The organism is Janthinobacterium sp. FT14W, from assembly GCF_009208755.1.
Taxonomy (GTDB): Bacteria; Pseudomonadota; Gammaproteobacteria; order Burkholderiales; family Burkholderiaceae_D; genus Janthinobacterium; species Janthinobacterium violaceinigrum.
In genome coordinates, this window is the sequence record NZ_WFLL01000011.1 from 25,556 (window position 1) to 40,064 (window position 14,509).

At 61.9% G+C, this 14,509-nt stretch carries 13 protein-coding genes; 6 read left to right on the plus strand and 7 right to left on the minus strand.

Annotation, left to right across the window (positions count from 1 at the left end; genetic code table 11):
• Window positions 1–7 precede the first annotated feature (7 nt).
• The 3 genes from proW to GCN74_RS10020 all read right to left on the minus strand — a co-directional run bounded on the left by proW (window position 8) and on the right by GCN74_RS10020 (window position 3,220).
• The gene (gene proW / locus GCN74_RS10010; RefSeq protein ID WP_152256541.1) at window positions 8–1,111 is read right to left on the minus strand and encodes a glycine betaine/L-proline ABC transporter permease ProW; all 1,104 of its coding nucleotides are present in this window, start codon (window positions 1,109–1,111) and stop codon (window positions 8–10) included.
• Entirely contained in the window at window positions 1,108–2,343 is a 1,236-nt protein-coding gene (gene proV / locus GCN74_RS10015; RefSeq protein WP_152256542.1) for a glycine betaine/L-proline ABC transporter ATP-binding protein ProV, read from the minus strand. Before proV ends, proW begins: the two co-directional genes overlap by 4 nt.
• 592 nt (window positions 2,344–2,935) lie before the next feature.
• Entirely contained in the window at window positions 2,936–3,220 is a 285-nt protein-coding gene (locus tag GCN74_RS10020; protein WP_099379371.1) for a polyhydroxyalkanoic acid system family protein, read from the minus strand.
• A 198-nt stretch (window positions 3,221–3,418) separates the two neighbouring features.
• Between GCN74_RS10020 and GCN74_RS10025 the strand changes: the two genes are divergently transcribed.
• The 4 genes from GCN74_RS10025 (at window position 3,419) to GCN74_RS10040 (ending at window position 7,358) form a co-directional block, all read left to right on the plus strand.
• Window positions 3,419–4,822, plus strand: coding sequence for a hypothetical protein (locus GCN74_RS10025; protein WP_152256543.1), 1,404 nt, complete (start codon window positions 3,419–3,421; stop codon window positions 4,820–4,822).
• A 94-nt stretch (window positions 4,823–4,916) separates the two neighbouring features.
• On the plus strand, window positions 4,917–5,204 hold the full coding sequence (locus tag GCN74_RS10030; protein ID WP_152256544.1) for a protealysin inhibitor emfourin: 288 nt from the start codon (window positions 4,917–4,919) through the stop codon (window positions 5,202–5,204).
• 334 nt (window positions 5,205–5,538) lie between these two features.
• Window positions 5,539–5,862, plus strand: coding sequence for a ferredoxin FdxA (fdxA, locus tag GCN74_RS10035; RefSeq protein WP_010395176.1), 324 nt, complete (start codon window positions 5,539–5,541; stop codon window positions 5,860–5,862).
• A 275-nt stretch (window positions 5,863–6,137) separates the two neighbouring features.
• Entirely contained in the window at window positions 6,138–7,358 is a 1,221-nt protein-coding gene (locus GCN74_RS10040; RefSeq protein WP_152256545.1) for a polyhydroxyalkanoate depolymerase, read from the plus strand.
• A 67-nt stretch (window positions 7,359–7,425) separates the two neighbouring features.
• Here the strand turns inward: GCN74_RS10040 and GCN74_RS10045 are convergent, their stop codons facing one another.
• From GCN74_RS10045 to GCN74_RS10055, 3 genes are all read right to left on the minus strand, one after another.
• Window positions 7,426–8,115, minus strand: a complete 690-nt coding sequence (locus GCN74_RS10045; protein WP_152256546.1) for a DOPA 4,5-dioxygenase family protein — start codon at window positions 8,113–8,115, stop codon at window positions 7,426–7,428.
• Window positions 8,116–8,157: 42 nt separating this feature from the next.
• A complete protein-coding gene (locus GCN74_RS10050) occupies window positions 8,158–10,722 on the minus strand; it encodes a TonB-dependent receptor plug domain-containing protein (RefSeq protein ID WP_152256547.1) in 2,565 nt (854 codons plus the stop codon).
• 125 nt (window positions 10,723–10,847) lie between these two features.
• A complete protein-coding gene (locus GCN74_RS10055; RefSeq protein ID WP_226938970.1) occupies window positions 10,848–11,633 on the minus strand; it encodes a substrate-binding periplasmic protein in 786 nt (261 codons plus the stop codon).
• A 319-nt stretch (window positions 11,634–11,952) separates the two neighbouring features.
• Between GCN74_RS10055 and rsxB the strand changes: the two genes are divergently transcribed.
• Both rsxB and nth read left to right on the plus strand, forming a co-directional pair.
• Window positions 11,953–12,681 carry an electron transport complex subunit RsxB gene (gene rsxB / locus GCN74_RS10060; RefSeq protein WP_152256548.1) on the plus strand — a complete coding sequence of 243 codons (729 nt, stop codon included), beginning with the start codon at window positions 11,953–11,955 and terminating at the stop codon, window positions 12,679–12,681.
• Window positions 12,678–13,325 (plus strand): endonuclease III, encoded by a 648-nt coding sequence (nth, locus tag GCN74_RS10065; RefSeq protein ID WP_152256549.1) that lies wholly within the window; start codon window positions 12,678–12,680, stop codon window positions 13,323–13,325. Before rsxB ends, nth begins: the two co-directional genes overlap by 4 nt.
• Window positions 13,326–13,380: 55 nt before the next feature.
• Here the strand turns inward: nth and proB are convergent, their stop codons facing one another.
• Window positions 13,381–14,499 carry a glutamate 5-kinase gene (proB, locus tag GCN74_RS10070; protein WP_152256550.1) on the minus strand — a complete coding sequence of 373 codons (1,119 nt, stop codon included), beginning with the start codon at window positions 14,497–14,499 and terminating at the stop codon, window positions 13,381–13,383.
• Between the last annotated feature and the right edge of the window lie 10 nt (window positions 14,500–14,509).

The window sequence follows — 14,509 nt, forward strand, 5'->3', positions numbered from 1 at the left end:
GTATCCTTTATTGTGCGTTGGCCAGCGTAGCTTGCTGTTCAACATTATTTTTCTCCGCATTGCCGCGCACCAGGCGCAGCACGCAACCGACGGGCCCCGTCTGGTACCAGTGGCGCACGCCACGGCGTGGCTGGCCCATCGCCTGCGTCAAGCGGTCCAGGGTGATGGCCAGCAGCACGATGCCCAGGCCGCCCACGGTGGCCAGGCCCATGTCCAGGCGGCCAATGCCGCGCAATACCATCTGGCCCAGGCCGCCCACGGCGATCATCGAGGCAATCACCACCATCGACAGCGACAGCATCAGCGACTGGTTGATACCGGCCATGATGGACGGCATGGCCAGCGGAAACTGCACGCGGCTCAGCAACTGCCACGGCGAGGCGCCATACGCGCGGGCCGCTTCGATCAGGTCAGGACGCACCTGGCGGATGCCGAGGTTGGTCAAACGCACCAGCGGCGGCAGGGCAAAGATGATCGTCACGATCACGCCCGGCGCATTCCCGATACCAAACAGCATGACGACGGGCACCAGGTAGACGAAGGCCGGCGTCGTCTGCATGGCATCCAGCAGGGGGCGCAGGATGTTCTGCGCGCGGTCGCTGCTGGCAAGAAAGATGCCCAACGGCAAGCCGATGGCCAGGCAGAACGCCAGCGACGTCAAGACCAGCGACAGGGTCGTCATGGCTTCCGGCCAGATGCCCAGCATGGACACGAGCAGCAGCGCCAGCACGGTGCCGATGGCCAGGGTGCGGCTGGTAAATTGCCATGCCAGCAAGCCGATGATGGCGATCACCGTCAGCGACGGGGCGGCCAGCAGCACGCCTTCCACGCCGGACAGCACGCTGTCGATGGGCGCGCGCACGGCCTGGAAAAACGGGCGGAAATGCGCGACGACCCAGCCCAGCCCCTGGTTGATCCAGCTTTCCAGCGGCAGCGAGCCGTCGAAAATCTGCGTCAGGTGAAAGCCGGCCGCGTGTTCCGGCTGCACGGCAAGCGCGGCGGCATCGAGCCAGGCGGTGCTGGCGTCGGTGGGCGGCGTCAGCGCCCAGGGATTGATCTGGGCGGCCTGTTCAACAACAGGTTCTACTGTGGAAACGGTGCTTGGGTTCATGCTTGTCCTTTCTGTTGTTGTGGCTCGGCAATGGCTGGCGTATCGCGGTCGAGGAACTTCAGCAAGGTTGTCTTGCTGATGGCGCCGCGGAAGCTGCCGTCGTTGGCCACCACAGGGACGGCGTAAGGCAGTTGCGCCACCTGGCCGAACAGGCCGGCGACTGGCTCATCTGCATTGATGGTCTGCACGTCGGGCAGATAGGCATGCGCCAGGCCCAGCGGGCCCACATGGCCGTCGAGCGCATTGCGCAGCGAATCGGCCGAGACGACGCCGAGGAACTTGCGCTGCGGATTGACGACATACGCAAACGCGCGGTCCTGCTCTTCCAGCATCGACAGCGCGGCGCGCGAGCCGCGGCTCGGCGATTCCGACACCACGATCTGGCTCTTGCGGGCGATATCGCTGGCCTTGAAGACGGCCGCCGCATCGACGCCGCGCACGAAGTTGCGCACGTAATCGTTGGCCGGCTTGCGCAGGATTTCTTCCGGCGTGCCCACTTGCACCACGTGGCCGTCTTTCATAATGGCAACGCGGTCGCCGATGCGCATGGCTTCGTCGAGGTCATGCGAAATGAAGACGATGGTGCGGCGCTTGATCTGCTGCAAGCGCAGCAGTTCCGATTGCATTTCCGTACGGATAATCGGATCAAGCGCGGAAAACGCTTCATCCATCAGCAGGATCGATGGATCGCAGGCCAGGGCACGGGCCAGGCCCACGCGCTGCTGCATGCCGCCCGACAATTCGTCGGGATAGCTGGCGCCGTAGCCGTCCAGGCCCACCTGGGCCAAAGCTTGCTGGGCCAGCGCATGGCGCTCGGCCTTGGGCATGCCGGCCAGTTCCATGCCGAAGGCGGTGTTGTCGAGCACGGTAATTTGCGGCAGCAGCGCGAACGACTGGAACACCATGCTGATGTCCTTGCGGCGCAGGGCGCGCAACTGGGCGTCCGGCAGGGTATTGATGTCGTTGCCGTCGATCAGGATGCGGCCGGCGGTGGGCTCGATCAGGCGGTTCAGCATGCGCACCAGGGTCGACTTGCCCGAACCGGACAGGCCCATGATGACGAAGATCTCGCCCGCTTCAATGGTAAAGGTGGCGTCGAAAACGCCGATGGTGCAGTCGGTCTTGGCCAGGATGTCCTGCTTGCTGGCGCCCTGGCGGACGAGTTCAAGTGCTTCTTCTGGCTTGTCGCCGAACACTTTGAACACATGGTCGATAATGATTTTTTTTGCCACGATGTGGTTCTCCCTCGATTTGACGAATGGAATGAAACCCAGCAAGCTGCCAGCTTGCGGCGGGAATCAGCAAACCCTGTTGCGTCGGCTACGCCACGGCGCAACAAGCGCACGGGAGCGACAGAAAACAGGGGGTGACACGCGTGTGACCAGCGGATGGCCAAAGCCGGTGCCGGGGTGCCGTGTGCGTGCTAAAAGAGGCTGTGGTTCAGGACTTTTAACAACGCTAGCGCCATGCAAATACATGGCACCAAATGTATTTGACCGAAAAAAAATCGACCAAGCTACTTAACTGGATGCGGGTGCAAAACCCGAAGAATTATTCACCACTCAGCGAGTGGGAGTACTGCGAAGCAGAAGGTGAAACGCGGTGTAGCTGTTGTAAATATGACTCAAGTATAACGCAAAAAGCCACCAAAGTCCAATGGCTTTCCAAATAGAAATGTGCTAGCAATGTTCGCCAGCGTACCGTCAAGCGCAAAACAAGGGGGTAAAGGGGCGAAAAGCGACCTGCCTGCATCGTCTTTTCGCCCGCCACCCGAACACGATCCCTACCACCAAAAGCGGCGGCAGACAAGCGGGGGCAACGCCATCAAACGGACTCGGCAAACACCTTGCGCATCTTCTCGGCAATCTTGCCTTCGATCGTGGAAGCAAAGGCGCTGAGCATGAAGCCCAGCTTGATTTGCAGTTGCGCCTGCTCTTTTTCCAGGGTCAGCGAACCATCGACGCCGCTGCGCTCGAAGCGCAGCACATCGCCATCCCAGGCGCACGCCAGGTCATATTCCTGGGCCAGCTTGTCGGCCACCTGTTGCGCCGCTTCGCGCGCCTTTGCTGCTGTCAGCTTATGTTGCTGAACTATATTTATATCCGCCATCAAACGATCCTTTTATTAAAAACGGGGGCAATACGGCCAGCATCATACCAGCCGCCATGCGGCGGGCACGGCGGCAGCCGGTGCCGGGAGAACGAAAAAAACCGCATCTTCCCACGCGTCGTTTGCGCAAGATCAAACCGGACGTATCGAAGCAGTCCGACTATTTCAGTTCCAGTTGCGCGTTTTTGGAGAGCTACCATGGACCAGAAAGTCATCGTGCCAGTCGAAGCCGTGCTGACTAATGGCATATCCCTGCCAGTCGGCTATGTTCCCACCCCCTCGGCGCCATACCGGCAGCACCGCAAGAATGCGCAGCTGACCCTGCAGCCGGGGCCACCCCGCCTGCTTGACGCCGTTACCCGCAAGCTCGAAGCCGTGCCCGTCGGTTCGCGCGTGCTGATCTGGAAGCAGGACCCGTCCGTCACCGAACTGGGCACGCGCAAGGCCTTCCTGCCCGGGCTGATCCTGCAAGGCCCGCGCGACGCGCGCATCACGTTTGGCGCACCGGGCATTCCCCAGGTCAGCCCGAATGCCTTCGGCGACTTCATCGTCTCGCCCAACACGGACCAGTTCGACGCAGTCCACACGTTTTCCATCGTGCGCATGACGCTCACCATGTACCAGCGCGCACTGGCCAGCAACGACGCGGCACCGCCCCTGCCGTGGCAATGGAATGGCGCCAGCAACACGGCGCCCCTGAGCGTGTTTCCGCACGGTTTGCCCAATGTCATGAACGCGTATTACAGCCGCAGCGACAAGGCCCTCAAGTTCGGCGACTTCATTCCCAACGGCGCCACCGAACGCGTCTACACCTGCCGCTCGCTCGACATCGTCTCCCATGAAACGGGACACGCCGTGCTCGACGGCCTCAAGCCCAATTGGCTGCTCAGCAACAATCCGCCGCAAACGGGCGGCTTGCATGAATCGTTTGGCGACCTGACCGCCATCTTCCTGGCCCTGTCGCAGCTGGACCAGGTGGAAGCAGTCATTGCCCAAACGAAGTCCGACCTGCACGACAAGACCTTTCTGTCCGACCTGGCGGAGCAATTCGGCCTGGCCCTGGGCCGCCCCAACGGCTTGCGCAATGCGGACAACGACATCAAGCTGTCCGAGGCTGGCACGGAAGTGCACGCCATCTCGCAGGTATTCACGGGCGCTATCTACGACATCCTGGCCGACATCTTCGCCCACGAACGCCGGCCCCAGCTGGAAGATGACGCGGCCGTGCTGCACCGCTGCGGCGACTACCTGCGCAGCCTGGTCCTGCGCTCCCTGGTGGCGGCACCGGACCAGGCCGCCACGTATGCCGACGTAGCCGGCCAGATGCTGAGCATCGCCCAGGCCGACGGCAATACTGCTTATCTGGACTTCATCCGCAACAGCTTTACCGTACGCGAAGTGTTCAAGGCCAATGCCATGGTGACGGCGGACCAGATCACGTTTGCCGCCGACGTCGTCGACGAGGATGGCGCCGTGCAGGACAGGCGCGCCTGCTGCGGTACCATGAACCACGCAGAATACAGCAGCGAATCGGAACAATTGCTCGAGGAGGAGCGCGCTGCGCTGGCCGCCTGGTGCCGCAGTTACGGTCCCCGATCATAGACTAGACGCCGTGCGCTGCGGGCCCGCCCGCAGCCAGCCGCAGGCGACGGCATGCTGCATCATGTCCCCACCACCATCGACAGCAAGGAGCACCATGAAAATTTCAGCCCGCAGCAGCGGCGGCTTTGCCGGCCTGAGCGAACAATATGACATCGATACCCAAGCCCATCCGGCTGGTCCCGGGCTGGAAGCAACGCTGGCCAGTAGCGGTTTTTTCACGCACCAGCAAGCCACAGGTCCCCAGGTGGGCGCCGATATCCCCCAATGGCAGATCACCGTCGATGCGCCCACTGCACGCCGCACCATCACGTTTGCCGAGGATGGCAGTGCCGAAAATGCACACTGGCAACAGTTACTGAAGCAAATACGCGCCAGCGCCTGATGTTTCTGGCACTTATTTTGTACCGGTCTTGATTTGAGTAAAACAAAAACACCACACGACAAGACAGTCCCCCGCCCGCCCAGCCCCCCCGCTGCGGCGGGCGACTGTCGCTTTCTTGCCGCGTTCTTCATGGCAACGTCCCGGATAGTCGCTGAATTGCCCGCTCTGCGCGGCAAGGACAACGCGAAAAAATGAATTTGCTTATATGTATTGTATATAAGCGGGATTTGTGAGAAATAGCGAATTGCCTTAAAATACAATGCTTTGCTTTAGTATGCGCCGCCGAGGTTCCTGCAGGCGCTACAGCACCTCCCCCCATATTGATAGGACTGTTATGACCCACGTTGTCACCGAATCCTGCATCGCCTGTCGCTATACCGACTGCGTCGATGTCTGCCCGGTAGATTGTTTCCGGGAAGGCCCGAACTTCCTGGCAATCGATCCGGACGAATGTATTGACTGCGCAGTCTGCGTGGCAGAGTGCCCGGTGAACGCGATTTTCGCGGAAGAAGACGTGCCGGGCGACCAGCAAGCGTTCATCAAGATCAACGTCGATCTGGCCCGCAACTGGCCTTCGATCACCAAGACGAAGGCGGCCTTGCCGGAAGCCGAGCAATACAAGGACGTCAAGGACAAGCTCGACATGCTGGTGCGCTAAGCGCACGGCATCTGCCGCGGCCATTGCGGCGGGGACATCCGTCCCCGCAGGGGCGTAGCAGCAAAAAAGAGCCACAAAAAGCAGCGGAAACGCTGCTTTTTTACCTTTAAAACATCATTGCAGGTCTATCCACGCAAATGTGGCGCGCAGTCACAGCAATGCGCAAAGCGTGGACCTATGCGCGGTAAAGCACATTTTGTCCTCAACAAATATCGTAAAATTGGATTATGATATTTGAGCCGACATTGGCGCTTGGAATTAAACAAGGACTCTATATGCTTTACCAACTGCACGAACTGCAACGCTCTTTCCTCACTCCGGTGATGCAATGGGCAGACATGTCCTCCAAGTTATTTACCAACCCGGTTTCCCCACTGGCCCACACCCCGTTTTCGCAACGCATCGCAGCCGGCTACGAGCTGATGTACCGCCTTGGCAAAGACTACGAAAAACCACAATTCGACATCAAATCCGTTCTCGTCAAAGGCGAGAGCGTCGACATCCGCGAACACGTTGTCGTGACAAAACCGTTTTGCCGCCTGATCCACTTCAAGAAAGAAGCCACTGGCTTGCAACAGCCCAAAGTTTTGCTGGTTGCCCCCCTGTCCGGTCACCACTCGACCCTGCTGCGCGACACCGTGCGCGGCTTGCTGGCCGAGCATGATGTCTACATCACCGACTGGACGGACGCGCGCATGGTACCGCTGACGGAAGGCCCGTTCCACCTGGACGACTACATTTATTATGTGCAAGAGTTCATCCGCCTGCTGGCGCCTGATTTGCACGTCATTTCCGTCTGTCAACCGACCGTGCCCGTGCTGGCTGCCATCTCGCTGATGGCGACGGCAAAAGATCCGCACATGCCGAAAACCATGACGATGATGGGCGGCCCCATCGACCCGCGCCGCTCGCCTACGCAAGTCAACAACCTGGCGACGGAAAAGAAATTCTCGTGGTTTGAAAACACCGTGATCTACGCGGTGCCGCCGAACTATCCGGGCTTTGGCCGCAAGGTGTATCCCGGCTTCCTGCAACACGCCGGCTTCATCGCCATGAACCCGGGCCGCCACGCGCAAAGCCACCGCGAGTTCTACATGCACCTGGTGACGGGCGACGACGAGCCGGCGGAAGGCCACCGCCAGTTCTACAACGAGTACAACGCCGTATTGGACATGCCGGCCGAGTACTACCTGGAAACCATCAAGACTGTCTTCCAGGAATTCAGCCTGCCGAAGGGCACGTGGAAAGTGGGCGGCCAGCTGGTGCGTCCGCAAGACATCACGAATGTGGCGCTGTTCACCGTGGAAGGCGAACTGGACGACATTTCCGGTGCCGGCCAGACGCAGGCGGCGCATGACTTGTGTTCAGGTATCCCTGCCGACATGCAGCAGGATTTCGTGGCACCAAAATGTGGTCATTACGGCATTTTCTCGGGCCGCCGCTGGCGCGAAATCATTTGCCCGAAAATCGGCGAATTCATCCAGAAACATTCCTGATCCACAGTGTTTCCGTCAAAACGGCACGCCAGGCAACCCTGGCGTGCCGTTTTCTTTTATGCCTAGGTCATGCGCGCTCGATTTTCACCGTCGGGCGCGTATTGACAAAAATTTGCTCCACTCTCGGCTCGCCCGGCCCCGGCTTTTTCATCGCATAGCCATTCACGGGCTGCGAGCGGTTCACCCACAGCGCGTAATACAGGTGGTCGGCGCGGGGATCTTCCGTATTCGGGTGGATCAGGATCGTCAGCCCCAGGCTGTTCAACTGCAGCCACGGCACGATCACGGGCAACAAGTCATTGGTAAAGCCGAAATAAAACGAGGGCGTCACGTGCGGGCCCCGCGGTTCCAGGTTCCAGTCGCCCAGTTCGATCTGGAAGCGCTCGGCCGCCCATTTGCGTATCAGCGCCGCCTTCTGGTAGCTGTCTTCGTCAAAATAGATGTGCGCGTGATAGCTCTCGATATCCGTGTAGGCGCGCGGCTTCGAGGGCAAGCTTTCCTCGCCGGGCCGCACGCTGACGGGGCGCGGCGTGGGCGCCGTATCCGTATGTTCGCCCCACGGACTCTTGCCGGTTGCCGCTGGTTGTTCGTCTTTTACGCGTTTGACGGCGCCATCCTGCGCGAGGGCGGAGCCCGCCAAACCGGAAGCGGCCAATGCCGCCACCAGGCCGCCGCCGCGCAAGACCGTGCGGCGTTGCGGCGACAGCAGGTTCGCCCATTCCAGATCGATGGCCGCGTGTTGATTGTTGTCAGACATAGGATTTCCTGTTCTTGATTATCAGTATGGAGAGAAGGCAGATCAAAAGTGCACAGTGGCACGGGCGTAGTAATAGCCACCCAATACGCCGAGCGGGCCCGAGTTGTCATACGCGCCCGTGTACTGCGCCAGGCTGGCGGCGCTGCGCGCCTCGCGCGGCACCTGGCCCGGTTTCTGGTCGAAGACATTGTTGGCGCCCACCGTCACGTTGATGCGCTTGCTGATGTCGTAGCCGACGCTGACATCCGTCACGAAGGCCGCCTTCAGCTGGTAGTCGCCGCCCGTGATCGCGTTCAGGCGCTTGAGCTTGCCGTAGCGCGTCTCGCGCAGGTTGAACGTCCAGCCCGCCTTTTCATACGCCACAGTGACGATTTCCTTGTCGCGCGGCGCCCGGTACAGCAGGTCGTACTCGGCCGATTTACTCAGGGTGCCGATGTTCGGCAAGCCTTGCAGCACGGCGGGCAAGGCCGCCTTGCCCACCAGGCTCGTGTGGTTGAAATTCGCGGCCGCCGTCCAGCGCAGCTTGCCATCGGCCACGCGCAGCACATCCTCGGCCGTCAAGTCGATGCCGCGCGTGCGCGTGTCGCCCACGTTGGCAAAATAATGCGCTACCAGGCCATTGCCGACTGTCAATCCCGCCGAGCGCAGCAGGTTTTCAATCACCATGGCTTGCGCGGCCGTCAGCGGACGGCCGCTGCCGTCGAGCGCCACGCCCGAGCTGCGGTCGATGCCGATGTTCGACGACACGCCCAGGCGGTCGCTGACCTTGATTTGATACGCGTCAACGGCAAAGCGCAGGGTGGACGCAGGATTGAAGGTCAGTCCGGCCGACAGATTCGTCGATTTTTCCGGTTTCAACGCTTGCGCGCCCAGTGCCCGCGCGGCAGCCGAATTCGGCTGCGCCAGGGTATAGGGCACGCCCGCATGATCGGACGTATTCGAATACGATTGCGTCACCAGGCTGGGCGCATGGAAACCATTGCTGACGGTGCCGCGCACGGCCACGGCGGGCGTAACGTCATAACGGGCGGACAGCCGCCCCGTCGTCTTGCTGCCGAAATCCGAATATTTTTCGGCACGCAGGGCCGTATCGAGCAGCAATTGCGGCGTCAGTTTCGCGCCCAGGCCCACGTACGCCGCGTAGCTGTGGCGCGCCGTATCGGATGCATCGACGGGCAGGTAGCCGGCCAGCGCCGACGAGCCGCTGCCCTGCCAGGAAGCGGGTTCGCCGGGGCTGCGCTGCTGCGTTTCATGCGAGTACTCGAGACCGACGCTCAGGTCGGCCGGCTCGCTCAATCCCAGCGGTACGGGACGGCGCGCGTCGGCGTTGGTGGTCGAGCGGCTGTAGCGCTGATTGCCGATGCGGAAGTCGGTCTTGCCACCCGGATAGGTCAGCGAGTAATTGGCCGAGTTTTCCACGCCCACGTCGATATCGTCGCGGCCGTAGGTGCTGCTGACATCCCAGCTCCAGCCAGCCGTCTCGCCCTTGATGCCGCCCGTCAGCGCAAAATCGTTTTCGCTCGTCGTTTCATACGGCGTGAAGCCATCCGGATACACGGACAGCAAGCCCCGGTTGTTATTGAAAATGGTATTGGGCAGGCGGAAATTCTGCGCCGAACGGGCATTGCGGTGGGCGTAGGTACCGAAGCCGTACAGCTGCACCTCGTTCGACAGATCGTAGCCGAGGTTGGCGCTAAGAGAGGCGGTCGTGCTTTGCGGCACGCCCGTATTGCGCCACGGATTGCTGTTGCGGTTCGCTTCGGCCGGGTTCGGCGAAGCGCCCGCTGGCAAGCTGTTGTTCGCGCCCAATTTCACCAGCTGGCCATCGCTGTTGCGTACAGCCGGATACGACAGATAGCCGGGATTCAGGCCGAAGTTGCGCACGGCAATACCCTGGCGCTGGACTTCAGCGCCGAAGTGGGCAAAGCCATGCTCGCCCAGGCGCGTGCCGCCGTCGATGCGCGCGGAACCGTTGGTGCCGTCGCCATCGTAGGTGGAACCGAGCTGCGTGCTGAAACTGCCCTTGTCATCGGATTTCAGGATGATGTTGATGACGCCCGCAATGGCGTCGGAACCGTAGATGGCCGAAGCGCCATCGCGCAGGATTTCCACGCGGGCAATAGCGCCCGTGGGAATCAGGGCCAGGTCGGTGGCGACGGACCCGGGGAAGCCATCTTCGTTGACGATGGCCGTCGTATGACGGCGCTTGCCATTGACCAGCACCAGGGTATGCGAGGGGTCGAGGTTGCGCAGCTGCCCGGCGCGCACGATGCTGCCCAGGTCCGGTTGCACGCGTGCGGGCAAATTAAACGATGGCAAGGCCGTGTCCAGCGCGTCGAGCAAGTTCAGTTTGCCCGTGGCCAGCAGTTGCTGCGCGCTGATCACGTCGACGGGCGCGGCGCTGTTGGCCACCGTGCGGCCCGTGCCGCGCGCGCCCGTGACGATGACGGTATCGGGCGGGGTGCCGGCCAGCGCGCCAGCGCCGTCCGGCGCGGCTTGCGCATACGCTGCGCCTGGCACTCCCAGCAGCAGCACGGCGGCCGAGACGGTGTGCGCCAGTTGCCGCAGGCGCGGAGCAGGATCTTGCTTGTGAATCGGTTCCGGCATACGAAAACATCCTTTCAAAGTCGTCAACACAGTGGCTGCAGACTAAAGGATGGACAAACAAACAAGAACGAATGGTTTCGTATTTAGATATTTCGTTTTGGCAACTAACAACAGGGCGCGGGGTGTCAGGGACCGGGAGGAGCCGTCGCCAGGCTCTGGTCGAGCCGTTTCCAGTAGTCGCGCTCCAGCCTGGCCGTGTCGATATCGCGCGCCGCCTCGTTGAAGCGTTTTTGCTGCGCGGCACCTTCGTCATCGCGCTTGAAGCACACATGCACGGGGCGCTCCTTGAAGACGGTGTCGATGATGGCGATGCGCTCGCGCTCGGCCTTGCTGAAGTTGCGCCCCATCAGCAGGTGCTGCAGGACATGGCGCTCGATGACGATCACGCGGTAGCGCTTGATGAACAGCTTCTTCAGGTTCGTGGCGTCATTCAAGCCTTCTTCCGTCTTCAGCTCGCCGCGCGCCACCATGCCATCGAACTGTTCCCCGTTCGAATAGCCGGCCACGGTACCGATGCGCAGCTTGCCCAGTTCCGCCAGGGTAGCGCCGGGCGCGCCATCCTCTTTCAGGTAGGCCAGCACCCCCTGCGTGTTGCCAACGGGAGCAGAAAAGTGACAGAGCTTTTCCCGTTCCGGCGTGCGCCAGACGGCCAGGAAACCCGCATAGCGGGGACTGGCCAGGCCGAACTGCATGGCGCGCTTCCAGGGGAAATATTCATATTTGACCGTGTAGCCGAGACGCTCGAAGACGGCGCTGACCATGGCGCCCGACATGCCGTCGGCAGGCAGGCTGCGGGAAATGAAGGGCGGCCAGTCCTCCGCCGCGAAGCGGACGATGCGCGAGCCGGCCGCGCCCGGCGCCGCCATGGGAGAGCCAGCCTGCCCGTGCGCCACGGCAAGTGTAGAGTGCATGAACAAACAGAAGGGCAAACCAACTGTCCGGAGGAAACGCATGTTTTGCTCCTATGGCCTGGCGCGCCTTGCAATGCAAGCGCAGCAACAGGACTGGCGGTCGGCTTTTTGATTACAGACTTGATCAAAATCATGCTCCCACAAAAAAAAGGAATTGCAAAGTTGTTTATTTGCACTTTGACATTCCCGTAGGAAATAAAATACGATTGCGGCGCGCCTGCAACAAGCCTGCCACGGCAGGCGCTATCCCCTCTCAAAAAACAGGTTTTTACTTGTGCGCGGCCCAGATGGCCGATAATGACGTTTTACCGTATTGAAGATGACCGTGCCGCATCCCGCCTCTCCCTCACTTGCCGACCAGATCGAAGACTTGCTGCCGCAAACGCAATGCACCAAATGCGGCTACAACGGCTGCCGCCCGTATGCGGAAGCGATTGCCGCAGGCAGCGCCGACATCAACCAGTGCCCACCGGGCGGCGCGCAAGGCATCGTGCGCCTGGCCGGCTTGCTGGGCAAGAAAGTCATTCCGCTCAATCCCGTCAACGGCCTCGAACGTCCGCGATCGGTCGCCTACATCGACGAATCGCTGTGTATCGGCTGTACCCTGTGCATCCAGGCTTGCCCCGTGGATGCCATCGTCGGCGCCGCCAAGCAGATGCACACGGTGGTAACGAGCTTGTGCACGGGCTGCGACCTGTGCGTGGCGCCCTGCCCCGTCGACTGCATCGTCATGTACCCGGTCAGCGGCGACGCCACGGGCTGGGATGCCTGGAGCCAGGCAGAAGCCGACGACGCGCGCGCGCGCCACGATTTCCGCACGCAGCGCCTGCGCCGCGAAAGCGAGGCCAACGACGCCCGCCTGGCTGCCAAGGCCGTCGCCAAGATGCAGGAAGTGACGCAGGAAGTGCCCGTCACGCCAGATGCACTGGCCGAGAAAGAGCGCAAGCGCGCCATCATCGCCGCCGCCATGGAGCGCGCGCGCGCCAAGGCCGCTGCCGCGGCCCAGACCGAACCGCCCGCCCCCGCCACCCCGAAAAAAGACGCATGAACACCGCCAAACGCCTGGAAATCTTTACGCGCTTCCGCGCTGCCAATCCTTCCCCGAAAACGGAACTCGAGTACACGACGCCGTTCGAGCTGCTGATCGCCGTGCTGCTGTCGGCGCAGGCGACGGACGTGTCCGTCAACAAGGCGACCCGCTTGCTGTATCCGGTCGCCAATACGCCGGCCAAGATACTGGCCCTGGGCGTCGACGAGCTGGCCAGCTACATCCGCACCATCGGCCTGTTCCGCACCAAGGCCAAGAACGTCATCGCCACCTGCCAGATCCTGCTCGAACAGCACGGCAGCGAAGTGCCGCGCGACCGCGCCTCGCTGGAAGCCTTGCCCGGCGTGGGCCGCAAGACGGCGAATGTGGTCATGAACACGGCGTTTGGCGAACCGACCATGGCCGTGGACACGCATATCTTCCGCGTCTCGAACCGCACCGGCATCGCACCAGGCAAGAATGTCGATATCGTCGAGCAAAAACTGCTGAAATTCATCCCCAAGGAATTCCTGCACGACGCCCACCACTGGCTCATCTTGCACGGCCGTTACACGTGCACGGCGCGCAAGCCCCAATGCTGGAACTGCATGATTGCCGACCTGTGCGACTACAAGGACAAGTCGCCGATGCCGGCCGTGGTGTAAGGCAAAAAAAAACGGCCTGCAAGGGCCGTTTTTGTCATTCGCAGCAAGCGGACGCCTACAGCAAAACCATATTATCGCGGTGGATCAGTTCATGGCCTTCCATGTAGCCGAGAATCGCCTCGATCTCGGTGGAGGGCTTGCGCATGATGCGGCGTGCTTCGCCGCTCGTGTAGTTGGACAGGCCGCGCGCCACCGGATGCCCGTCGGCGTCCACGCAGGTGATCACGGCACCGCGGCCGAATTCGCCATTCACGCCCGTCACGCCGATCGGCAACAGCGACTTGCCTTCCTGGCGCAGCTTTTGCACGGCGCCCGCGTCCAGCACGACGGCGCCTGCCGTGTGCAGATGATCGGCCATCCACTGCTTACGCGCCGTCAACTGCCCCGTTTGCGCCCGCAACTCCGTGCCGATCGCTTCACCCTGGGCGAGCCGGCTGAGCACATCGCTATCGCGGCCCCAGGCAATGATCGTATGGGCGCCGGACTTGGCGGCGCGCTTGGCGGCGAGGATTTTCGTCAGCATGCCGCCACGGCCCAGGCTGCTGCCGGCGCCGCCGGCCATCGCTTCCAGGGCCGGATCGCCGGCGATGCCTTGCGTAATCAGGTAAGCGTTGGGGTCCTTGCGCGGGTCGGCCGAGAACAGGCCATGCTGGTCCGTCAGGATCACCAGCGCATCGGCCTCGATCAGGTTGGCCACCAGGGCGCCCAGGGTATCGTTGTCGCCGAACTTGATTTCATCGGTGACGACCGTGTCGTTTTCATTGATGATCGGCACCACCCCCAGGCGCAGCAGGGTCGTCAGGGTGGAGCGGGCGTTCAGGTAGCGTTCGCGGTCAGCCAGGTCGGCGTGCGTGAGCAGCACTTGCGCCGTGCCCAGCTGGTGGGCGCGGAAGCTGCTTTCATAGATTTGCGCCAGGCCCATCTGGCCAACGGCGGCGCAGGCCTGCAATTCGTGGATATCGGTGGGGCGCTGCTCGAAACCGAGGCGCAGCATGCCTTCGGCAATGGCGCCGGAACTGACCAGCACGACTTCCTTGCCCAGGGCGCGCAAACCGGCGATCTGCGCGGCCCAGCGGGCGATGGCGGCATGGTCGAGTCCGCGGCCATCGTTGGTGACCAGCGAGGAGCCGACTTTGATGATGATGCGGGTAGCTTTTTGAATCACGGAATCCATGGGGCGGCGC